Here is a 23418-nt window from a genome sequence, read left to right on the forward strand (position 1 = left end):
AAGCGCTGCGAGTCGGTCTCATGCCAGATTCAGGGCCGTCCTTGGCGAGCGACAGCGCGAGTTAGTTTTTCTGCAATTCCGGCTGCTGCTGCAGGCGGCGCTCCCAGGCGATCTGCGAGCGGACGATGGCCTCGAGGTCGTCATGCTGCGGAACCCAGCCCAGCAATTGGCGGACGCGTTGCGCCTTGGCGACGAGCGAGGGCGGGTCGCCGGCGCGGCGGGGCTCTTCGACGGTCTTGATCGGCTGGCCATTCACGCGATTCACCGTCGAAATCACCTCGCGCACGCTGTAACCATGCCCGTAACCGCAATTGAGCGTGACCGATGCGCCGTTGCCACGGAGGTAATCGAGCGCTTTCAAATGCGCGCTCGCCAGGTCCTCGACGTGGATGTAATCGCGCACGCCGGTGCCATCGGCGGTCGGATAGTCGGTGCCGAAAATCGACAGCTGCGAGCGTTTGCCGACCGCGACCTCGGCGGCGACCTTGGTCAGCAGGGTGGCTTTGACGGTCGACTGGCCGATGCGCTGCCCCGGATCGCAACCGGCGACGTTGAAGTAACGAAGCACCACGTAGCGCAGTGCCGTGGCCGCCGCCAGGTCGCGCAGCATCCACTCGCTCATCAGTTTCGAGGTGCCATACGGATTGATCGGCTGGGTTGGGCTGTCTTCGGCAGCAAGGCCGCCTTCGGGGATGCCATACACCGCGGCGGTGGAGGAGAAGACGAAATGTTTGACGCCGGCCTCCTGGCAGCCTTGCAGCAGGTTGCGCGTGGAGCAGGTGTTGTTGCCGTAGTACTTGAGCGGATTCGACACCGATTCGGGAACGATGGTGTTGGCGGCGAAGTGCATCACGGTGTCCACGCGATGCTCGCGCAGGATGCGGCCCACCAGCTCGCGATCGCCGGTATCTCCGACCACCAGCTCACCGTGCAGCACTGCCGAGCGGAAGCCGGTGGACAGATTGTCCAGCACCACCAACTTTTCCTGGCGCTCGCCGAGCTGCCGAACAACATGACTGCCGATGTAGCCGGCGCCGCCGGTGACGAGGATGGTCATAGGATGTGATCTGGTCCGTTGAAAAGATTGCGCAAAGTCGATTCTAGCAGCTGCGGCCCGCAGAGTAGTTCATCCACTGTCACCGCGTCCTCGCGTCGCCGCCATGGGACAGGAGTCCGGGAGACAATCAGCGATGGACGCGGATCGTTCCCGCCAGTCACCATTAGCAGCTGCCGATCCGAACTCTTCATCGTCCATGCCCAAACCCGATCCGCATCCGTACGAGCGTCTGACCCCCGACGTGATCATCGCCGCCGTGGAATCCCTCGGCCGCGATTCCGATCGCCGCATCCTTGCCTTGAGCAGCTACGAAAACCGTGTGTACCAGGTGGGCATGGAGCAGGGCGCGCCGGTGATCGTGAAGTTCTATCGACCTGGCCGCTGGAGCGACGCGTCCATTCACGAAGAGCACGGCTTCGCGCTCGAGCTGGCTGCGGCCGAAGTGCCCGTGGTGCCGCCGCTGGTGCGCGACGGCCGCACCTTGTTCGAATACGAAGGGTTTCGCTTCGCGCTGTTCGAGCGCCGCGGCGGTCGCTGGCCGGAGCTCGGCTCGGCCACCGAGCGCGAGTGGATGGGACGTTTTCTCGGGCGCATTCATATGGTCGGCCGCCGCCAGAAGTTTCGTCATCGCGAGCGCATCGACATCGCGCGCATGGGCGAACAGTCGTGTGAGTTTCTGCTCGCCAACGGTTGGATCCCGGCGCACCTGGAGGACGCTTACGACACGTTGACGCGCGATCTGCTCGACGCGATTCATGAGAGCTTCGATAGCGCGAGCGGGGTGGCGCAGCTGCGCCTGCACGGCGATTGTCATCGCGGCAACGTGCTGTGGACCGATGAAGGGCCGCACTTCGTCGATCTCGACGACTGCGTGATGGGACCTGCGATTCAGGATCTGTGGATGCTCTTGTCGGGCAACCGGCGCGACATGGCCGAGCAGTTGTCACAATTGCTCGAGGGCTATACCCAGTTTGCTGATTTCGATCATCGCGAGCTGGTGCTGGTGGAGAGCCTGCGCACGTTGCGCATGATTCATTATTCGGCGTGGCTTGCGCGTCGCTGGGCAGACCCGGCGTTTCCGGCCGCGTTTCCGTGGTTCGTCGAGCCGCGCTATTGGGAAAACCAGGTGCTGTCGCTGCGCGAGCAACTCGGCGCCATCGCCGAAGGCCCGCTCGATCTGCGCTGAACGCATGCTGAATAGCGCCGCGTGGCGTCGTCATGTGCGCTACCGGTGCACCGCGGCGTTATAACAGAATGCGACCGTGTCGACTTTTTGTGAACTGATCGCTGTGATAGCGTGCCGCGCCAATCGGCAGCGCGTGTGCTTGCAGGGGCACGAAATTGGTCGCCGGTATGGATATCGCACAACGCAAACATTCGGCCCGGCTCGGGCGCTCGAGAACTGAACCAATGCCGCAGGAATTCTCTCGTCTCGTTCGCTTGTTCATCGCCTTCACCGGCCTTGCGGCGCTTGCCGCCTGCGGCGGCGGTGGCGGCGGCTCGCTCGGCAGCGACGACGGCAACAATCCGCCGCCGGGCTCTTCCGGTCCGACGGTAACATTGGATGCGAGTAGCAGGTCCATCGCGACCGGCCAGACGGTCACGCTGACCTGGAGCAGCACCAACGCGACCTCTTGTACCGCTTCGGGCGGGTGGACTGGCGCCAAGGCGACCTCGGGTTCGGAAGTGACCGCAGCCTTGAGCGCCAACACTAACTTCACCTTGACGTGTACCGGGGACGGCGGCTCGAGATCGGCCAGCGTGTCCGTGGTCATCGTGCCTGCGCCGACTGTGACATTCAGCGCTGCTCAGTCAGCGCTCATTGCAAACTATTCGACCACATTGAGCTGGAATGCGGCGAACGCCACCAGCTGCACGGCTTCCAACGACGGCGGCGGGACTTTCACCGGAGACAGGCCGGCGGTGGGCGCCGACGCAACGGGCCCGGTATCGGCAACCACCACATACACTTTGACTTGCACAGGCGTGGGTGGCACCACCTCACAGAGCGTGACGGTCACCGCCAGCGCACCGCCGGCCGGGCAAGTCGTGCTGTTCGGCCGAGTCACATTCGACCGCTTGCCCTTCAGCTCGGTCCTGGAACAGGGCCTGAATGCCTCGCAACCGGTGATTTCGCCGGCTCGTGAAGTGGTCGTGCAGGTCACCGGTGGCTTCAGTGCTTCAACCGTCACCGACGCGGGTGGTTACTACGCCGTGACTGTACCTGCAGCGACTTCCGTCCAAGTCGCTGTGCGAGCTCAGATGCAAAAGAGCGGCACCGCGCCGACGTGGAACTTCCGCGTTCTGAACAACGCGAACAGCGACGCGCTGTACGTGCTCCAAGGCAGCAGCGGCGTGCCCGTCGAAAACACGCCACGCAATCTGCATGCGCCGTCGGGCTGGGGCGGCACTAGCTACACAGCTCCTCGCGCGGCCGCGCCGTTCGCGATTCTCGACACAGTTTATAACTCCAAGCAGATGATCCTCGGGGCGTCCCCCAATGCTCAGTTTGCGGATCTCAATCTGTACTGGAGCACCAGCAATCGGACCACGATCAACAACTTCTGCCCTGACAATGGTGATATCGGCACGTCGTTCTATTTCCGCGATCCAAGCGGCAACACCTTCGACGATTGCGGTCAACCCTTGCCCGAGGGCATCTACATCCTCGGCGACTACGCCGGCGGCAGCGGCGACACGGACGAATTCGATGCCCACGTGATCGCGCATGAGTTCGGTCACTACTTCGAGGATCGTTTCAGCCGCTCCGACTCGCTCGGTGGCGAGCACGGCAGCGGCGATCAACTGGATATGCGCGTGGCCTTCGGCGAGGGCTGGGGCAATGCGTTTGGCGCCATGTCGCTGCGCGATCCGCAGTATCGCGACTCCTTCAACGGCATCTCCGATGATTTCGGCTTCAATCTCGAAGCCGACTCGGGGAACGACGGCTGGTTCTCCGAAGCTTCGGTCGGCGAAATTCTTTGGGACATTTTCGACGACAGCCCGGCCGAGTCGCGTGACGATGTGGCGTTGGGCTTCGGGCCCATTTTCGAAGTGATGACCGATGAGCAGGTGAGCACCGAAGCGCTGACCAGCATCTTCTCGTTCGCGTCGGCCTTGCGCAGCGCCAACGGCAGCGCCTCGGGAGAAATCGCCTCGCTGCTGGATGACGAGAACATCAATGGCGACGGCGCTTTCGGCGCGGGCGAGACCAACGGCGGCGGCGATACCCGCTTCACCGAGATCTACACCTCGATCGCTGTCGGCGCGCCGGTGACCGGCCTTTGCAGCACGTCCAACGCCAGCGGCAACGTCGATGGCAACAAACTCGGCAATCGACGCTTCCTGCGCTTCACCAAGAACACGACGGGGCTGGTCACCATCGTGGCCAACGGCGTCGCCTCCGGCGCCGGCACCCAGGCGGCGGTCGATCCGGACATCCTGGTTCACTCGCGCGGGCAGGTGCTGTCGTTCGGTACCAATGGCAATGGCGAGCCGATCGGGCAGAGCAGCGCCAATGGTCAGGAAACGATCTCGCAGGTTCAGCTGCCCGCCGGCACCTATGTGATCGAGGTGTACGCCTACGAGGTCATCGATCCGAATCAGAGCGTAGCCACGCCTCGTTGCATGTCGGTCAGCATCAGCGGCACCAATTGAGCGACGTAGCGCGCCATGCGTAGACCCGAAACGCGTCATAATAGAGGCATGATCAGGATGAACCTTTCACTCCGGCGGTTGCTGCTTTGTATTCCGACGGCCAGCCTGGTGCTACTGGCGGCCTGCGGTTCCGAGCCCGAGCCCGCCGCGGCGGCTCCGGCCCCCGCGCCGGCAAAGCCCGTGGTCGCCAAGACGCAGGAAGACGAAACCAGCTCGTTCGCCAAGGCGGTGGGCGACGGCAAGCCGGGCGCGGCGGTGAGCATTCGTTACGAGTTCAGCGGCAAGCCGACCATCGGCACGCCCACCGAGCTCGACGTGGCGCTGATTCCAAGCGCCGGCGTCGATTCGCTCGAAGCGAAGATGAGCGGCATGGATGGCATCACCCTGGCGGGCCCGCTGACCGCGAGCTTCAATTCCGTGGAGTCCGGCAAGGCCTATCGCCACAAGATCTCGGTGCTGCCCGATCGCACCGGCGTGTTCTATGTCACTGTCTCGGTGAACACGGCGATCGCCGGCTCCACCTTGAACCGCACCTTCGCAATCCCGTTTGTGGTCGGCCAGCCCGTAGCCCAGCAGAAGCCCGCACCCGCGACGGATGCGAAAGGCGAACCCATCGAGCCGATGCAGGCCGAAGAGAGCAGCGAGCCGAAACGATGATCCGGACACCGTGGGGTCCGGCGATGCTGGACCCCACGATGTTTTCAGCGCTCGCGTCGCGCTTGCATCGAACTCTGAAAATTCACACTGATGCGAGCTTCGGCCACCTCCGGTGCTTTGGGCACCGAGTGCACCCAGTCCTCCTGAGATCGCCCGCCCATCACGATCAAATCTCCGGAGCGGGGCGAGAAGGCGTGCGATGGACCGCCGGATCGCGGCTTGATGAGGAAGCGACGCGTCGCCCCCAGCGTGAGCACCGGCACGATGCATTCCGGACGGCGACAAGAAAAACGATCGCGGTGCCAGCCGGTGCTGTCGCGGCCATCGCGATACAAGTTCATCCATAGACTGTCGTAGGTCACCTTGTAGTGATTCGACAGCGCCGCGGCGGCGGCGAGCAGCATCTCGTGCGGCAGGCGATTCAGGATGCGGTACTCGGCCGTGAGGCGCGGCTCGAGAAATGTTTGCTCGAACAGCTTGCGATAGTGCTGGCTCCAGGGAACGGCTGCAGCCAACGCCTCGAACAGGACTTCAGGTCCCGACATCCAGCCGGGCACCAGTTCGATCCACGAGGTGGCGTCGAGCGGGATCCGCCGGGCGCTGGCGAACGAGGCATCGATGGCGAGCGAGGCCGGGGTAGTGAACAGATCTGCCTGCGCATGCACCGATTACAATCTCCGATCCGAATGCAAGTCTATGATGCGTAAAGATACGCAGCGTAGGCGGACGCCTTCCGGCAAAGGCGTAGTCACGCCCCAGCAGGGGGCAACGATGTATTTCAGCCCGCGGAGGTGGCCGGAACCCCCGTCGCCCCTCTACAATGCGCGACTTTTTTCCTCCCACCGGTCCACTGCGTGTCCACTTCCCAGCTTCGTAATATCGCCATCATCGCCCACGTCGATCATGGCAAGACCACCCTGGTCGATAAGCTCCTGACCCAATCGGGCACGCTCGATGCGCGCAAGGCCGTGCCCGAGCGCGTGATGGATTCCAACGCGCTGGAAAAAGAACGCGGCATCACCATTCTCGCCAAGAACACTGCCATCCGCTGGCGTGATTACCGCATCAATATCGTCGACACGCCGGGCCACGCCGACTTCGGCGGTGAAGTGGAGCGCGTGCTGTCGATGGTCGACTCGGTGCTGCTGCTGGTCGACGCCGTCGACGGTCCGATGCCGCAGACCCGCTTCGTGACCCAGAAGGCGTTTTCCCACGGCCTGCATCCCATCGTCGTGATCAACAAGATCGACCGCGACGAGGCGCGCCCCAGCTGGGTGCTGGATCAAACATTCGATCTGTTCGACAAGCTCGGCGCCTCCGAATCGCAGCTCGACTTCCCGGTCGTGTACGCCTCTGCGTTGCGGGGCATCGCCGGCAATGCGCCGGATCAGATGGGCACCGACATGACGGCGCTGTATGAAGCCATCGTCAAACATGCGCCGCCGCCGGACGTGAACGAGAACGGCCCGTTGCAGCTGCAGATCAGCCAGCTCGATTACTCCAACTACGTCGGCGCCATCGGCATCGGCCGCATCAAGCGCGGCAAGATCCGGAAGAACAGCCCGGTCGCCGTGGTCGACAAGGACGGCAAGGTGCGCAACGAGCGCATCATCCAGGTGCTTGGCTTCCTCGGCCTGGATCGCGTCGAGGTGGAAGAGGCGAGCGCGGGCGACATCGTCGCCTTCGCCGGCATCGAGCATCCGCAGATCTCCGATACGATCTGCGATCCGGCCAAGCCCGAGGCGCTGCCGGCGCTGGTGGTGGACGAGCCGACCATCAGCATGACGTTCGAAGTGAACACTTCGCCGTTCTGCGGCCGCGAAGGCAAGTTCGTCACCAGTCGCCAGATTCGCGAGCGCCTGCTGCGCGAGACTCGTCACAACGTGGCGTTGCGCGTGGAGGAGACCGACGATCCGGACAAGTTCCGCGTCTATGGCCGAGGCGAATTGCACCTGGGCGTGCTGCTTGAAAACATGCGTCGCGAAGGTTATGAGCTGGCGGTGTCCCGGCCGCGCGTGGTGACCAAGGAGATCGACGGTCAGCTGTGCGAGCCGTATGAAACGCTCGCGGTCGACCTCGATGAAAGCTCGCAGGGCGCCGTCATGCAGGCCCTCGGCGAGCGCGGCGGGCAGCTCACCGGCATGGTCCCGGACGGCAAAGGTCGCGTGCGACTGGATTACATGATCCCATCGCGCGGTCTGATCGGCTTTCAGACCGAGTTCCGCACCATGACCTCGGGCCTGGGTCTGATGCATCACATCTTCGATCACTTCGGCCCGGTGCTGGACAAGGAAGTGGGCCAGCGCGTGAACGGCGTGCTGATCTCCAACGGCCAGGGCAAGGCGCTTGCCTACGCGCTGTTCAGCTTGCAGGAGCGCGGCAAGCTGATGGCCTCGCATGGCGATGAAGTCTACGAAGGGCAGATCATCGGCATTCACAGCCGCGACAACGATCTGGTGGTGAACCCGCTCAAGGCCAAGAAGCTCACCAACATGCGCGCGGCCGGCCGCGACGAGAACATCATTCTCGTGCCCCCGATCCGTTACACGCTGGAGCAGGCGATGGAATTCATCGCCGACGACGAGCTCGTGGAAGTAACGCCTTCGAACATTCGAATTCGCAAGCGCTTGCTGAAGGAGAACGATCGCAAACGGGCGGGCTACAAGTCGTCTTCGGACGACTCGGACGAATAGTTTTCCGCCTGGCCGAAGATCCCTCCCGCGGGCGCGTGCGGGAGGGAAATCGGCAATAACAGCGGCCGGCATGAATCGCAGGACAGCAATCTTGTCTCCCTGATCAGACATAACCCGAGTTTGACCTTAGTCGTTTACCTTGCTTTCACATAAATCCGGGAGCTGCTTCACACCTGCTTGAGCGTCAACGTCTTACGATGCCCAGCAGCGGAATTGCTTCACAACTCAAGGTGGGGACGATATCGGCGCAGGCCACGCGCCGTACCGGTCGGGAAGACGACATGCATCGACTGCTCGAACAGCAGATCAGGGAAGCGACGCAATCCGGCGGTGAGCTGGAACTCGGCAAACTGCTTGCCGCGGTCAGCAATTGCTACACCAAGACCGATGAGGAACGCCGCGGCATCGTGCGTTCCATGCAATTGATGTCCGATGAGGCCACGCAGCTCACTCGGGAGCTGCGCGAGAGCACCGCCAGTCAGTTGCAGGCCGTGCTCGATCACGTGAAGGACGTGATCATGACCGTCGACGACGCCGGCCACATTGCCTCGATCAACGCCACCGGACAGCGCGTGTTCGGTCATGCCGAAGCCGACGCCATCGGTCGGCCCCTGAGTTTTCTGCTGCCGCAGCTTACGGCCAAACAATCGATCACCGCTGAACTGGAACAGCTCGCCGCGCGCCTTGACGACACGCAAGTGGATCTGGCTCCGCATGAGACGCTGGGCCAGCGCAGCGATGCCACGCAGTTCTCCGCCGAGATCGCCGTCAGCAAGACGCGAATGAACCGTCGCGATGTCTTCGTCGTCTGTCTGCGCGACACCAGCGATCGGAAAATGGCGGAGGCCGCCCTACGCGACAGCGAAGCGCGCTATCGCACGCTCGTGGAGCATGCGCCGGAAATCATCGTGGTCGTGGACCTCGATGAGAATCGGCTGGTCGATGTGAACGAAAACGCGGTGCGTTTTTTCAAGATGCACCGCGAAGCGTTGCTCAAGAGCAGCCCTGACACTTTGTGTCCGCCGCATCAGCCGGATGGCTCGTTGTCCTCGCATGCCCACCGCATGCACTTCGATCGCACGCTGGCGGGCGAGGCGCCGGTGCTCGAATGGGTGTTCCGGGACAGCTTCGGGAACGACATTCCCTGTGAAGTTCGCTGGGTGCGGTTGCAGTCGCACGGCCAGTGCCTGGTCCGCGGCAGCATCACCGACATCACCGAGCGCAAGCGGGCCGAGTTGCTCGCGGCCGGTGAGCGACGGGTCTTCGAGCGCCTCGCGGCGAATGTCGATCTGCGCATCACTTTGCAAGCCATCACGGACGTGGTCGAGCGCGTCGCGCCGGATTGTGTCTGCGCCATCCGCATGCTCGATGACGAAGGCAAACATTTGACATTGTGCTCGGGACCGCGCTTGCCGGCCGTGTATGCGCAGGCGATGGAGGGCATTGCAGTCGCCGCTCGCAACGGCTCGTGTGCCGCGGCGGTTTATTTGCAGCGTCAGGTCATCGTGGCGGACATCGCTCGCGATGCGCTGTGGGAGAACATGCGCGATGCCGTGCTCGCCGCCGGCTTGCGCAGCTGCTGGTCGACGCTGATCCATTCATCCGATGGCCGCATTCTGGGCACATTGGCGCTGTACTTCCGTGCGCCGAAGAGCCCGTTGCGTCGGGATTTCGAATTGATGTCGCGCATGACGCAGCTTGCAGGCATCGCGATCGAGCGACGCTTCGCCGAGAACGCCCTGCGCGATAGCGAGGCGCGCTATCGACGTTTGTTCGACAACGTCATGGAAGGCGTGTACAGCTCGACCAGCGACGGTCGTTTCGTGTCGGTGAATCCCGCGTTGGCGCGAATGATCGGTTATTCGACGCCCGCCGAGCTGCTGGCCCTGCCGCCGGCGAGCATGTATCACGATCCGGCCGAGCGCGCGGCCATCATCGCCGCGATCCAGAAGGACGGCGAGGTTCGCAACGCCGAGTTCCAGATGCAACGCGTGGACGGCACTGTACTCACAGTGCTCGAAAGCGCTCGGGCTGTTCGCGACAAGAGCGGGCAGCTGATCGGCTATGAAGGCACGATCACCGATATCACCGAGCGCAAGCGCGCCGAAACCGCGGTGTTCGAAGAGAAGGAGAAGGCGCAGGTTACGCTGCAGTCCATCGGCGACGGTGTCATCACCACAGACGCCCATGGCTGCATCGAGACGTTGAACCCGGTGGCCGAGAATCTCACCGGCTGGGATTCAGGCGAAGCCCGAGGCAAGAAGCTGCACGAGGTCTTCAACATCCTGAACGAAGCGACGCGCGAGCGGCTGGAAGATCCGGTGAGTCGCGCGCTGCGCGAGGGACGGGTGATTGCGGTGGCCGATCACACGGTGCTGGTGAATCGCCGTGGCCAGGAGATCGCCATTCAAGACTCGGCGGCGCCGATTCGCGACCGCTCCGGCAAGATCATCGGCGCGGTCATGGTGTTCCATGACGTGAGCAAGGAGCGTCGGCTGCGGCGCGCGCTTGCGTATCAGGCCAGCCACGATGCGCTGACCGGGCTCATCAATCGTCGAGAGTTCGAGAATCGCCTCACCGAAGCGCTGCTGACGGCGCGCTCGGACGAGGGCACCACGCATGCATTGATGTATCTGGACCTGGATCAGTTCAAGCTGGTGAACGATACCTGCGGCCATCAGGCGGGCGATCGTCTGCTCAAGCAGATCACCGGCCTGCTTCAGACGCGCATAAGAACCAGCGACACCATCGCGCGGCTGGGCGGCGATGAGTTCGGCGTGCTGCTGCAGGATTGCACGGCCGATCGTGCGGCAAAGATCGCTGACAGCTTGCGGCAGGCGATTCGTGAGTATCGCTTCGAGTGGCAGGATGGCGCGATGAACGTCGGCGTCAGCATTGGCATCGTCGAGATCAACAGCGCCAGCGAGAGCATTGCGAGCGTGATGGCGGCCGCTGATGTGGCGTGTTATGCCGCGAAGGATTCGGGGCGCAATCGCGTTCATATGTATCAGTACAGCTCGGCGCCGGAACGGCATCGCGAGATGCAATGGGTGTCGCGCTTGACGCGCGCCTGCGAGGAGAATCGGCTCGAGCTTTATTACCAGCCCATCGTTCCCATCGGCTCGACTCGCGATACGCGCGGCCACTACGAGTTGCTGCTTCGCATGCGCAACGAGCAAGGGGAGTTGGTGCAGCCTGCGGAGTTCATTCCGGCGGCGGAGCGTTACAACGTGATGCCCATGATCGATCGCTGGGTGGTGAGCCAGGCGCTGGGCGCGCTGGCGCACTATCGCGCCGATGGCGATCCTAGGCATGGATATACGTTGTCCATCAATCTCTCGGGCACGTCGTTGAACGATGATCGCTTCCTGGAGTTCCTGATCAACGAGCTGCAGACGTACGATTTGAGCCCGGGCGCGGTGTGTTTCGAGATCACCGAGACGGCGGCGATCTCCAATCTCGCCAACGTCGTGCATTTCATGCGTGAGTTCCGCACGCGCGGGTGTTTGTTCTCGCTGGACGACTTCGGCAGCGGGTTGTCGTCGTTCATGTACTTGAAAAACCTCCCCGTGGACTTCTTGAAGATCGACGGCTCGTTCATCCAGAACGTGACCACCGATCACGTCGATCGCAGCATGGTCGAGGCCATCACGCAGATCGGTCGAGCCATGGGACTGAAAACCATCGCCGAGCGCGTCGAGAGCGCCGAGGTGCTCAAATGCCTCGCCGAGATCGGCGTCGAATACGCCCAGGGCATCTACATCGCCACCCCCGAGTCCGTCGAATCTTTGAGCCGCATCACCCGCACCCACCCCCAGCTGCGCCTGGTTCATTCGGCCTGAAACAGAAGAGGCGTCGGCTCTCCTCGCACGCCACCGGGGTGAGGTGGCGGCCGCTTGCTCGCGCAAGACCCGGAGTGTCGACACAAAGGACTCTGCTTAAGCTGCGGAGATTGTTTCAGACAGAGGTCCACTCATGGTCGACGAGCTCGACTGGCAGCGCATTTCCGACGAGCTGGGCATTCAAGGTCATGCCGTGATCTCACGGCTGCTCGAGCCTGAGCAATGCCGGTCGCTTGTCGATCTGTACGCCGATCAGGCCCTGTTCCGGAGCCGAGTGATCATGAGTCGGCACGGGTACGGAAAAGGCGAGTATCAGTACTTCAAGTATCCGCTGCCCGAACTCATCGCCTCACTGCGAACATCTCTGTACCCGCACCTCGCGCCCATCGCGAATCGATGGAACGAGCTGCTCAAGATCGATGTGCGCTTCCCGAACGCGCACAAGGACTTCATCGAGCGGTGTCATGCAGCGGGTCAGCTGCGGCCCACCCCGCTGCTGCTTCAGTACCAAGCAGGCGATTACAACTGCCTTCACCAGGATCTCTACGGCGAACACGTGTTTCCGCTACAGATCGCCATCCTGCTCTCGCAGCCGGGGCGCGATTTCACGGGCGGGGAGTTCATATTGACCGAGCAGAGGCCGCGAATGCAGTCGCGGGCGGAAGTGGTGCCGTTGGCGCAGGGCGATGCGGTGGTGTTCGCCGTCCATCATCGCCCGGCGCAAGGAACGCGCGGGATTTATCGAGTGAACATGCGACACGGGGTGAGCCGGCTGCGATCAGGTCGCAGGCACACGCTCGGAGTGATTTTTCACGATGCCGCTTAGGAGCCGAAGATGGGCTCAGTGGCTTGCAGCGCCGGGGCGGGTATGAACATACCCGACCCTGACGCCGCCGATGCGTTGGGCTCAGGCCGCGGCCGCGGCGGCGGGGCGATGGCTGTCACGTAGAGCGGATTTGGCGGCGGCGGGTTCGATGGTTTCGCCGGCTTCACGAGCGATGGCGCACAGCAGGCGCACGGCCTCGCCGGGATTCTTATCGCTGCCGGTGGCGAGCTTTAGTTTGTGATGTTCGAACGTGGCGCGCAGGCCCTCGGCGGCAATGCGAAGCGCGTCCTCGGCGCCGCCTTGCTTCATCTCGCCGACCGTCGCGTCCGCCGCCTGGCTGGCGCGGATGAGCCAATCGAGCATTTGCGTGCTCTGTGGACGAGCCAGTACTGGAGAGCCGAACAGCTTGGTGCCAAGCGCATCGAACGCCTTGCGCTCGATCGCAGTGGCCTTGCCGCCATGCGCTTGTTCCAGCCATTCGACCAGTGCGCTGGCGTGCTTCTGGAAGGTGCGCAGCGACTGGCGCAACTCCGCCTGCGCATCGCCGGCGCGCAGCGCATGTTCGCGACGGTAGCGCTTGGCAAGACCAGCGACGTGTTCGACGAATTCGTCGGCGTCTTTGATCTCACGCGCGACCGCTTCCAGGCGCTTGCCGATCTTGACCACTTTGGCCGACGCCTCGGACTTCGGCCGGGAGGTCTCTTGGGCGCGGGAAACGGGGCGGCGTTTGCTCGCAGGCGACTTAGATCTGGCGGACGACTTGACGGGCATGAGGGCACACGGCTTCGTTGGAGGCCGCTATTCTGCACCAAGCCACCAGGCGCGCCCAATCCGACACGAAGGACGGGTCGAGCGGCGCCGGGTCAGGCCGTCGTCCGGCAGTAGCTGTTGATGAAGTCCTGATGCCGCGGCAGCTTCGCCACGGTCTGCGCCACCTGGTTGCGCAACCCGTTCAACACCCGGGCAAGCTCGCGCTCCTGCATGCCGCGGGGCGAGGGGTGATAGTGCTTGGGCACGATGCCTTGCCCGAGCAGCACCTGCACCCACGAGTCCACGCGGAACAACTCGCCCTCGGCCTGATAGGCGTGGCCGCCTTCCTTGAACAGCTCGATGCGTCGAGCCAGCGACTCCGGAATGTCCATGTTCTTGCAGTAACGCCAGAACGGCGAGTCGTCGCGCTCGGTGATGTGATAGTGCAGGATGATGAAGTCGCGGATCCGCTCCATCTCGAGCCGCGATTCGTCGTTGAATTGGTCGACGAACGACTGCCGCACGCCGTCCAGAGGAAACATCTGCATCAGGCGCGTGGCCGCGGTCATGATCACGTGGATCGCCGTGGACTCGAGCGGCTCGACGAAGCCGCTCGACAGGCCGATGGCCACGACGTTCTTGTTCCAGGTCAGTCGGCGTCGGCCGGGTTTGAACTTGAGCACGAATGGCGGCCGTATCGGATTGCCGCTGACCGCCTGCAGCAGCTTCTGCTTCGCGTCCTCGTCGGAAAGATAACGGCTGCAATACACCACGCCGTTGCCCATGCGATGTTGCAATGGAATCAGCCAACGCCAGCCGGCTTCGTGAGCGATGACGCAGGTGTATGGATTCGGGGGGGCGGTGATCTCGGTCTGCACCGCCACTGCGCTGTCGCACGGCAGCCAGTGCGACCAGTCCTCGAACCCGGTGTGCAAGGTCTGCTCGATGAGCAGGCCGCGGAAGCCCGTGCAATCGATGAACAGATCGCCGGGCACCACCCGCTCCGACTCCAGCGTCAGCGACTCGATGAAACCCGTGGTGGGATGCTGCTGGACCGACTTGATCTTGCCTTCGACCCGGCGCACGCCCTTGTTCTCGGCGAAGCGCCGCAGGAAGCGGGCGTAAACCGTCGCGTCGACCTGATAGGCGTAGTTGATATCCGACTGTGGGGAAGTTCCGAAGCGGCCCTGTTTGGCCGCGAGCCACTCGACGCAATATTCGCCGAGCTCGGAATTCAAGCCATGGCGCAGGCCGTGCAACCAGAAGTGATGAAACTCGCACAGCCAGGTGGGCTTGCCGTGGCGGCCGAACGGATGGATGTAACGATCGCCGATCTGACCCCAGTTCTCGAACCACACGCCGAGCTTGAAGGTCGCCGAGACGCTGCGCATGAACTCCTGCTCGTCGATGCCGAGCAGCTGATGAAACACGCGAATCGGCGGCACCGTCGACTCGCCGACGCCGATCGTGCCAATCTCCTCCGATTCCACCAGGGTGATCTCGAGCAACGGACCGAGCTGATGGGAGAGGGCGGCGGCCGTGATCCACCCGGCGGTGCCGCCGCCGGCGATGACGACTCTCTTGACTGGCGTGACGCTCATGCTCGCTCCGCGGATCAACGATTCAAATTGTTGAGCAGCATCGCGCGGATGCGGCGGGCGCTGCTGTCATCGATCGGCCCGAGTGCGCCGCGCGCCTGCTCGGGCAGGTGCTCGCCGGCGCGCTCGGCCGGGCCGAACACGTAGTAGTCGAACATTTGTTTCCAGGCGCGCTTCTCGCGCTCGGGGCGATCTCGCAACGTCCACAGCGCGTGATACAGAGCATTCATCGGCGAGGGAATGAACTTCGGCGAAGTGCTCCACCAGTAGTTGATCAGAGTATTGAACGGGCTCAACGCTTCGACGTGATGCCACCACAGACTCGGGATGAACACTGCATCGCCCGCTTCCACGTCCGCGACTTGCCCGGCCGCCAACGCCTCCCGAAAGCGAGGGAAGCGCTCGAAGTCGGGATTGGAAAAGTCCACCAGGCTCACGGCCTGGCCGCCGGGCGTGGGCTCGAGCGGACCGGGATACAGGTTGACGATCTGTTCCGGAGGAAACATCGTGAAGCGTCGCTGCCCGACGGCGCAGCACGCCAGATTGTTGGGCGCGTCGTAATGGCACGAAGCGATGGTGCGATTGCCGATCCAGATGCTCGCAAGCGGCTCGAAGCCGTGCTTGCCGAAAGGCAGATCGTTGTCGCGACGAAAGCCGGGCAGGCAGGCGTCGATGGTGGTGGAGGCGATGTAGTTGGTCGGCGGCCGGTCATCCTCGATGTGCTTCTCGATGTCCATCAGCACATGATCCAGCGGCGCGCGCTGGCTGAGGAAATTCAGCTGGGTGTAGTCGGCGTTGTAGAACAGCCGGCCTTTGATCTGTGGGTCGCCGCGCGAGGTGCCGACGGTCTTGCCGTTGTAGAACGATCGCAGGTAGTTCATCGCCTCGTGCCGCGATCGCAGGCCCGCTTGCACCAGCGGCCAGTGCGCAACCAATCCTTTGAGGACCACCGGCTCATCGCCCGCCAGGAGCTCCGCGAGCGGCAATGTGTCGGCCGTGTAGCCTTCGAGCTCGCGCGTTCGCTTGGTTACGCCGGTCATGATGCCGTTGCCACCTCCGCCTGTCGGCGCCGCCGCCGATGTTTCATGTCGATGAGCTTTTTCACGTTGTTGAGCGAGGCGATCACCAGGAAGGCGCCTTGCAGAAAGCCCGCGCTGTTCAACTTGTACAGCGTATCGCCGTCCAATGCGCGCAGGCGTTCCTCGCTGATGGTGTATAGCCCGCGCAGATTGAACTGCTCCTCGTCGCTGAACTTGATCTCCACGTTGACCGGCTCGATCAGCTCCGCTGCGGTGAACGCGTCGAACATGGTCTTGCTGAGCGCGAGGCCCAGATGAATGCCCTGCAGAACAGTGCCGATGCGCTCGAGATAACGGGTGTTGCCGCCCTGAGGCAGAAACACCGGCTCGCCCTCGGTGGCGCTGATGCGCGGACTGTCCAGATCGACGTGGATGACGGGTTCCCTGCGCAACTCACCGTCGACGTCTTTGTTTTGAAAGCCGATCAGGAACGGTCCGCGTGCCACGATGCCGGGAATGTAGGCAGCGTGCCAGCCTTGCTCGTCGAGGAACAGATTCTCGTCCTGCTGAAAGCCGAGCAGGGCGATGGATTGAAACTCTCCGGTCTGCGGGTCCTTGCGAAAAAAAATCGGGTACTCGCGCTGCACGTCGCCGTACTCGGTAGGGAAGGTGAGCACGGTGGCGACGTTGTCGCCGAATTCGGCGCCATGGCGGGTGATCACCCGCAGATCCTTGTGGGCGATGTTGTTGAGTAACTCGTGCCTGGCCACTGAACCCCCTGCTCTGAAACTCGGGATCGGGCATCCTGCCACGACCCAGCTGCGAGCGGCAAAAGGCCGCGCCTCTTGCCGCCCGCTTCGCCACCTGCGTGGCGGGGTACGTCCCTGTACCCGGGATCGCTGTGGTTGGCTAGAACTTGTAGCGGGCGCCGAAGGCGTAGCGCGCGCCCTGGTCCTCGATGTACCAGGGTTGCATCACCGAACGGCCGTGCCAGCGCACGTCTTCCTCGGTGAGGTTGATGCCCTCGAGCGACAGCGACAGGTTGTCGTTCACTTCGTAGCCCACGCTCAAGTCGACCTGGTAGTACTCCTCCACGTACTCCGGATTGCGGAAGTTGCCGCGGTTGGTGTTTTGCAGGAACTCATCGCGCCAGTTGTAGGCCAGGCGCACCTGGAACCCGTAGTTCTCGTACATCAGGATCACGTTGGCCGAGTCGCTCAGACCCAGCAGCGCGAACTGGTTGACGTTCGGATCGCCGGCGTCGTTGAAGCCCACGTCGCCGTTGACGAACGTGTAGTTGGCCTGGATGCCGAAACCGGTGTCGCCGAAGAAGTGCTGACCGCCAAGCTCCCAGCCGTCGATGGTCGCATCCGCGTTGTTGATCGGCCGGGTGATATTGAACCGGTACTCGGGATCCTCGGCGGTCGGGAACAAGTCGTACTGAGTGGCGAAGGCCAGATGCTGCGCTTCGGACTGGTTGAAGTTCTCCGCGCCGCCTCTCCAGGTCACACCGTTGTGCACGAACTCTTCGTCGGGATGCTCCATCATGGCCATCATCACGAACAGATTCGTGTCGTCGGTGCGGAAGCCGCCCGCCTGAAGTGCGGCGAGCGCCTCGAGCGCACGCCGGCCGCCGGTCTGGTCCGTGATGCCGAACAGGCCGCGCTGGTTCACTTCCTGGCCGATGAAGTTCTTCACGTCCTTGCGGAAGTAGCCGGCGGACAGATAGCTGGCATCGCCGAAGTACCATTCGACGGACAGATCGTAGTTGTCCGATTCCAGCGGCTCCAGGTCCGTGTTGGCTTCATTGGCCGTCGGAATCTGACCGTTGATCGTGGAGCCCTGCGAGCCGCCGAGGTCGATGGCCGCGCGCAGCTGGTTGTATTGCGCGCGGGCGATCGTCTTGCTGTAGGAGAAGCGGGCTTTGACGTTATCGATGACCTCCATGTCGACGTCGAAGTTCGGCAGGAAGTGGTCGTAGTCCGACTCTTTGCGCAAGGTCGTCATGGTCACGCCCTGCCAGACCGAGAAGTCGTTGTTGTCCTGCCAGATCAGGCCGCGAGGCTGCAGCTGGTTGGACACGGCCTCGACGTCGGTCTTTTCATAGCGCACGCCGAGCAGCACGTTGGTCGGGCGAGAGAACAGCTCCGTGCGCAGTCCATACTGCACGTAGGCCGCCTGAGTGTCTTCCTCGACGGTGTGGTCCTGATTGAAGGCCGGGTTATAGGACAGCACGCCGTTGGTCTGAGTCGCATCACGCCAGGTGCCGTAGGTGTCCACTGCCCACTGCGCGAGGGCGTTGGCATTGCCTTTCCAACCGGACACCGGCACGCCGGCGGTGTTGAAGTCCTCGAACTGGTTGATCAGGCTGAAGGGTTGCAGCAGGTTGGTGGGCAACTCGCCGGGGCTCGACACACCCCAGTCGCCCAGCGTCATCTGCGCATTCGATGCGCGTTGGCGCGACTCCATCGCGCGCGTTTCGATGCCGAATTGCACGCGATTGTCGTCGTTGAACTCGAGCTGGCCGTCCAGGCGCGCCTGGGTGATGTCGGTGACCTGCTCCTGATAGTTGATGCGCAGGTACTGACTGCCCAGGTGATCCGGCGTGAAGGCGAAGTTCGGATCGCCGCCGGAGGCAGGGATGCCGGTGGTCGGCTCTCTGAAGAGGGTTCGCGTCGCAAGCGGCAGGCCGTCGTTGAAATAGAACGTCTGCAGGAAGCGATTGGTGCAAAGGTTCTCGATGACCGCATCGCACGTGCTCGGCACGCGCGCCGCGAAGCTGAAGAGCGTTTCGCCGCCGCCGGTCACCGGATCGCTCGGCAAGCTTTCCGCCTTCGAGTCATGCACGTCGAGGGCCAGCGAGAAGCGGTCGGTGACCTGCCATTCAGCGTTGAAGCCGATGGAGTTCAGCTCGTTGGTCTGCTCGCGGTGCTGTTGTTCGAAGCCGAAGTCCTTGGAGGTGCCTTCGTCTTCCGCGAGCACCATGGGCGTGGCGACCGCGCGGCCGGTGTCGAATTCCACGAAGCTGTAGCGGTTCGCGTTCATCCACAGCGTCTGGTCGCCGCGATCCTCGATCAGCTCCATTTCCGCGTAGGTGTAATCGGCGGTCAGGGTCAGCGTATCGGTCGGAGCGAACTGAACGGTCAGCTGTGCGTTGGTGCGCTCACGCTCGCGATCGGAGAAGTGATATCGGATGTCGTTCGGGATCGCATACAGCGAGCCTTCGGCCGGCGCATTGATGATGGTGGCGTTGTCCGCGAACTGCGTGGTCTGGTTGCCCGGCTGCCAGCGACGGATATTCCAATCGTTGACGGTGGCGCTGGAGGAGCCGCTGTCGCGCTTCTGATAGCTCGCGGACAGGCCGACGCCGAAATTCCGGTCGTCATTGGCCCAGCTGAAGATGCCCGAGACTTCCGGCGTGAAATCGTCGCCGGTGCGATTGGTGGTGTCGTTGACGGCTTTGACGCCGACGTTCACGACCGGGTCGCCGTTACCATCGAGCGGACGGGCGGTCTTGACGTTCAGCGTGGCGCCGATGCCGCCGGTGGTCATGTCGGCGCGGCCGGTCTTGTACACCTCGATTGCGCTGATGGACTCGCTCGCAAGGTTCGCGAAGTTGAAGGCGCGGGACTGGCCGGCGATGCCGCCGTCACCGGTGTTGCCGCCTGCGAACGCATCGGCCGCCGGCATGGTGCGACCGTTCAACGTCACCATGTTGTATTGAGCGCCGAAGCCGCGCGCGGTCACCAATGCGCCTTCGCCGTTACGGCGGTCGATGGAAATGCCGGTGATGCGCTGGAGCGACTCGGACAGATTGCTGTCCGGAAATTTACCGATGTCTTCGGCGCTGATGGCGTCGACGACGCCGATGGCGTCGCGCTTGATGTCCATGGCCGATTCCAAGCTGGCCCTGAGACCGGTCACCACCACCTCTTCGAGTTCGCCGGCGCCCGGCGTGGTGCTGGATTGCTCCGAGGCGGCTTGAGCGTTGGCCCCGTGCAAAGGCGCGACCGAGGCCAGCGCCGCGGCAATGGCTACCGCGAGCCTGTTCTGTCTCATCATCACGATTCCCCCTGATTAGCGGACGTCGATCAAATCAACTGCGAAAAAAGCTCCAATGTGTCGGCGGCGAGGGCGGCAGATACCGCTACCAGCGCCAGAATGGCCGCGCGCATCGAACCGTGTCCTCAGTGGCTGCGATGAGGACCGGCGTGATGCAGACGGCCGGCTGCAGGCCGATCGAATCGACCGATCGGCTTGGAAATATCGGCAAGGTTGCATGGGGACGGAGAGGAGGCAGGACGAGCGACGGCGCAGGTCGCATCTGACATCGCTGTCAATTCGCGGTGCTCAACAAGTCGTTCCGCCCTGTACGACACAGTCATCCCCCACCTGATACCGCTATCATTGTTCGGCATAAGATGATCCAGTCCGCGGCAGTTTGCAACACCTTAATGCAACGTCGCCAGTTCAGGTTTCGAGAAGATCTCGGCCATGACAGCGTGAGACGTGCGATTCGGCGGGCAGGCGGCGACTGCGGGCTGGGGCAGTGGCGCTGTCCACGACCTGGAGCACACTTCGAAGGTGGCGCAACGACCACGGAACCGTCAACAATTTAGCGTTGCCGGGCGCGGGGTTACGGTGACAGAATCGCGCGCCTTCAACGAAACGGAACGCTCATGACCGACGCTGCTCCCGCGCCCGCCGCAGGGCCCGCCTCTCTGCCGATGTTCTATAAGAATCCGATGCCCCTGGAGCCGCAGCGTCATGCGACGGCCGGGCTGAAACCGCAGAGCGACCTTCGATTCGCCGCCCACACCAACGCGGTGCCCTTGACCTCGACCGAATTGGCGTTCGCCGCGCGCACCTATCCGATCGTGTTCTCGACCCACTCGCCGACCGTGCCTTTTGCGGTGGTGGGCTTGCGGGAAAACGAGAATCTGTTCGTGGACGAGCAGGGCGCCTGGCGCGAGGACTGCTATATCCCCGCGTATGTCCGTCGCTATCCGTTCATTTTCTCCGAGGTGCCCGAGCAGCAGCGCTTCGTGTTGTGCATCGACGAGGGCGCGGAGGCGTTCGAGAACAATTCGGCGCGACCGCTGTTCGTCGATGGCAAGCCGAGCGAAATCCTGCAGCGTGCCCTGCAGTTCAACGAGACCTTCCAGCAGCACTATGCCGATACGCGTCGCTTCGGTGAGTGGCTGGACAAGAACAACATGCTCGAAGACCGCGTGGCCCGCGCCGATCTCGGCGGTGGGCAGAGCTACACCTTGCGTGGCTTCAAGCTGTTGAATCCCGAGCGTGCGCGCCTGCTGGAAGATTCGCAGGTGCTCGAGCTGCACAAGCGGGGCTGGCTGCCGCTGCTGCATTTCCATCTGCAGTCCTTGAACAATTGGGGTCTGCTCGGCTCGCTGACGCGTGCGCGCGGCGGCCTTCAGCCGTCGCAGTCCCAACCTTCCTGATACCCCCCAAGGTTCTGAAACGGCCGCGAGGGCGCCCCTCGCGGCCGGATAACGAGAACCATCCATCATCTTTTTGCGCCCGACTTGGCTAGCATCGCCGTTTGCAATGCTGCCGAGAGCCACCATGGGCGCACTAACGGAAGAGCAAGCCAGGTCGTACATCGTCAAGCTGCTGACGGCCATGAGCCAGGCCGGCGGCTCGGATCTGTTCGTCTCCAAAGACTTTCCGCCCTCCATGAAGCTGCAGGGCGCGATGAAGCCCATGACCCAGCAGAAGCTCACCGGCGAGGTGACGCGCGCGCTGGCGCATTCGCTGATGAACGAGCGGCAGCGCGAAGAATTCGCCCGCGATCTGGAATGCAACTTCGCCATGTCCGTGCCGGGCGTGGCGCGCTTTCGCGTCAACGTGTTCGTTCAGCAGCAGAACGTCGGCATGGTGATCCGCACCATCGCCAACGACATCCCCGATCTGGCCAAGCTTGGCCTGCCCGACACGCTCAAGGACATCATCATGACCAAGCGCGGTCTGGTGCTGGTGGTGGGCGCGACCGGCTCCGGCAAGTCCACGACCCTGGCCGCGATGATCGATCACCGCAATCGCACCTCGGCCGGCCACATCGTCACTGTCGAGGATCCGGTGGAGTTCGTGCATCAGTCGCGCCAGTCACTGATCACCCACCGCGAGGTCGGCATCGATACGCACTCCTGGCACAACGCGCTGAAGAACACGCTGCGACAGGCGCCGGACGTGATTTTGATCGGCGAGATTCGCGATACGGAAACGATGGAGCACGCCATCACGTTCGCCGAGACCGGTCATCTGTGCCTGGGCACGCTGCATTCGAACAGCGCCAACCAGACGCTCGATCGCATCATCAATTTCTTTTCCGAGGACCGGCGCAAGCAGCTGCTGATGGATCTGTCCAGCAACTTGCGCGCCATCATCTCTCAGCGACTGGTGCGCACGGCCGATGGCAAAGGCCGGCGCGCGGCAGTGGAGATCCTGCTGAACACGCCCATCATCTCCGACAAGCTGCTCAAGGGAGAATTCCACGAGATCAAGGCCATCATGGCCAAGTCTCAGGAGCTCGGCATGCGCACCTTCGACGCCTCGCTGTTCGAGCTGTACAACGAAGGCGCGATCACTTTCGACGAGGCCATCAAGAACGCCGATTCCGCCAACGAGCTGCGTCTTAACATCAAGCTCAACGGCCGCGTACAGGCGAGCGAAACGCTGTCGCTCGAGCCGGCCGCCCCCGAGAAGAAGGACGACGCCGCGGCCGCCTAGCCGCCGGCCTGGCCGGAGATCGGGCTGGTCCGCAAGGAACCAACCCACCGGGAGCGCGTTCCAACTGGACATGAGAACGGTCACCGGTACAGTGATATCTCCGAATCGCAGCGCCGACAACAGCGAGCGCGCCCAGCGGCTGCGCACGATCGCCTGGCTGATGGATAATTCGATCCCGCTGCCGGGCGGGTTTCGGATTGGCGTGGATGCGATCATCGGCCTGGTGCCCGGCGTGGGCGACGCCATCGGCGCGCTGATCTCCGCTTTCATCATCAACGAGGCGCGCAGCATGGGCGCGCCGCGCAGCGTGCTGCTGCGGATGATGAGCAATGTGATGATCGAGACAGCCATCGGCGCCATTCCGTTCGCAGGCGATCTGTTCGACGCCGCCTTCAAAGCCAACAGTCGCAATCTGGCATTGCTCGCGCAATATCAGCTCGACCCGGTCGGCAGTCGCCGCGGCAGTCGCCTGTTCGTGGTCGGCTTCTCTTTGCTGCTGGCGTTGCTGGTCGTGCTGATGATTGCGATTCCGGTGCTGATCATTCTCGGCATCGCACAACTGTTCTAAG

16 protein-coding genes are annotated in these 23418 nt (G+C 63.0%); 9 read left to right on the forward strand and 7 right to left on the reverse strand.

What is annotated here, in order from left to right; genetic code table 11:
* Positions 1-61: 61 nt before the first annotated feature.
* Positions 62-1057 (reverse strand): UDP-glucose 4-epimerase GalE, encoded by a 996-nt coding sequence (galE, locus tag JM946_RS16050; RefSeq protein ID WP_203168354.1) that lies wholly within the window; start codon positions 1055-1057, stop codon positions 62-64.
* 196 nt (positions 1058-1253) lie between these two features.
* On the opposite strand from galE, the gene JM946_RS16055 reads away from it, so the two are divergent.
* The 3 genes from JM946_RS16055 to JM946_RS16065 all read left to right on the forward strand — a co-directional run bounded on the left by JM946_RS16055 (position 1254) and on the right by JM946_RS16065 (position 5371).
* Positions 1254-2243 carry a serine/threonine protein kinase gene (locus JM946_RS16055; protein ID WP_203168355.1) on the forward strand — a complete coding sequence of 330 codons (990 nt, stop codon included), beginning with the start codon at positions 1254-1256 and terminating at the stop codon, positions 2241-2243.
* A 224-nt stretch (positions 2244-2467) separates the two neighbouring features.
* Positions 2468-4714: a hypothetical protein gene (locus tag JM946_RS16060; RefSeq protein ID WP_203168356.1), complete on the forward strand. Its 2247-nt coding sequence runs from the start codon at positions 2468-2470 to the stop codon at positions 4712-4714.
* A gap of 57 nt (positions 4715-4771) precedes the next feature.
* Positions 4772-5371, forward strand: a complete 600-nt coding sequence (locus JM946_RS16065) for a hypothetical protein (RefSeq protein WP_203168357.1) — start codon at positions 4772-4774, stop codon at positions 5369-5371.
* Positions 5372-5415: 44 nt separating this feature from the next.
* On the opposite strand, the gene JM946_RS31290 is transcribed toward JM946_RS16065, so the two are convergent.
* Positions 5416-6036 (reverse strand): alpha-ketoglutarate-dependent dioxygenase AlkB, encoded by a 621-nt coding sequence (locus JM946_RS31290; RefSeq protein ID WP_203168358.1) that lies wholly within the window; start codon positions 6034-6036, stop codon positions 5416-5418.
* A gap of 189 nt (positions 6037-6225) precedes the next feature.
* Here JM946_RS31290 and typA point away from each other — a divergent pair, with 189 nt between their 5' ends.
* The 3 genes from typA (at position 6226) to JM946_RS16085 (ending at position 12732) form a co-directional block, all read left to right on the forward strand.
* Positions 6226-8064, forward strand: coding sequence for a translational GTPase TypA (gene typA, locus JM946_RS16075; protein ID WP_203168359.1), 1839 nt, complete (start codon positions 6226-6228; stop codon positions 8062-8064).
* 281 nt (positions 8065-8345) lie between these two features.
* Positions 8346-11906: an EAL domain-containing protein gene (locus JM946_RS16080; RefSeq protein WP_203168360.1), complete on the forward strand. Its 3561-nt coding sequence runs from the start codon at positions 8346-8348 to the stop codon at positions 11904-11906.
* A 133-nt stretch (positions 11907-12039) separates the two neighbouring features.
* Positions 12040-12732: a 2OG-Fe(II) oxygenase gene (locus JM946_RS16085; RefSeq protein WP_203168361.1), complete on the forward strand. Its 693-nt coding sequence runs from the start codon at positions 12040-12042 to the stop codon at positions 12730-12732.
* Between the two features lie 81 nt (positions 12733-12813).
* On the opposite strand, the gene JM946_RS16090 is transcribed toward JM946_RS16085, so the two are convergent.
* From JM946_RS16090 to JM946_RS16110, 5 genes are all read right to left on the reverse strand, one after another.
* Entirely contained in the window at positions 12814-13503 is a 690-nt protein-coding gene (locus JM946_RS16090) for a hypothetical protein (RefSeq protein ID WP_218042893.1), read from the reverse strand.
* 92 nt (positions 13504-13595) lie between these two features.
* Positions 13596-15083, reverse strand: a complete 1488-nt coding sequence (locus JM946_RS16095; protein ID WP_203168363.1) for a tryptophan halogenase family protein — start codon at positions 15081-15083, stop codon at positions 13596-13598.
* Between the two features lie 14 nt (positions 15084-15097).
* Positions 15098-16120 carry a cupin-like domain-containing protein gene (locus JM946_RS16100; RefSeq protein ID WP_203168364.1) on the reverse strand — a complete coding sequence of 341 codons (1023 nt, stop codon included), beginning with the start codon at positions 16118-16120 and terminating at the stop codon, positions 15098-15100.
* On the reverse strand, positions 16117-16869 hold the full coding sequence (locus JM946_RS16105) for a SapC family protein (protein WP_203168365.1): 753 nt from the start codon (positions 16867-16869) through the stop codon (positions 16117-16119). The genes JM946_RS16100 and JM946_RS16105 overlap by 4 nt, the downstream gene beginning before the upstream one ends.
* Positions 16870-17008: 139 nt before the next feature.
* Positions 17009-20158 carry a TonB-dependent receptor gene (locus JM946_RS16110; RefSeq protein ID WP_407700567.1) on the reverse strand — a complete coding sequence of 1050 codons (3150 nt, stop codon included), beginning with the start codon at positions 20156-20158 and terminating at the stop codon, positions 17009-17011.
* Positions 20159-20778: 620 nt separating this feature from the next.
* Here JM946_RS16110 and JM946_RS16115 point away from each other — a divergent pair.
* The 3 genes from JM946_RS16115 to JM946_RS16125 all read left to right on the forward strand — a co-directional run bounded on the left by JM946_RS16115 (position 20779) and on the right by JM946_RS16125 (position 23417).
* Entirely contained in the window at positions 20779-21561 is a 783-nt protein-coding gene (locus JM946_RS16115) for a SapC family protein (RefSeq protein ID WP_203168367.1), read from the forward strand.
* 124 nt (positions 21562-21685) lie between these two features.
* The gene (locus JM946_RS16120) at positions 21686-22849 is read left to right on the forward strand and encodes a PilT/PilU family type 4a pilus ATPase (protein WP_203168368.1); all 1164 of its coding nucleotides are present in this window, start codon (positions 21686-21688) and stop codon (positions 22847-22849) included.
* 70 nt (positions 22850-22919) lie between these two features.
* Entirely contained in the window at positions 22920-23417 is a 498-nt protein-coding gene (locus JM946_RS16125; RefSeq protein ID WP_203168369.1) for a DUF4112 domain-containing protein, read from the forward strand.
* Position 23418 lies beyond the last annotated feature (1 nt).

It is taken from the genome of Steroidobacter gossypii (assembly GCF_016801985.1).
GTDB classification, from domain to species: Bacteria; Pseudomonadota; Gammaproteobacteria; order Steroidobacterales; family Steroidobacteraceae; genus Steroidobacter; species Steroidobacter gossypii.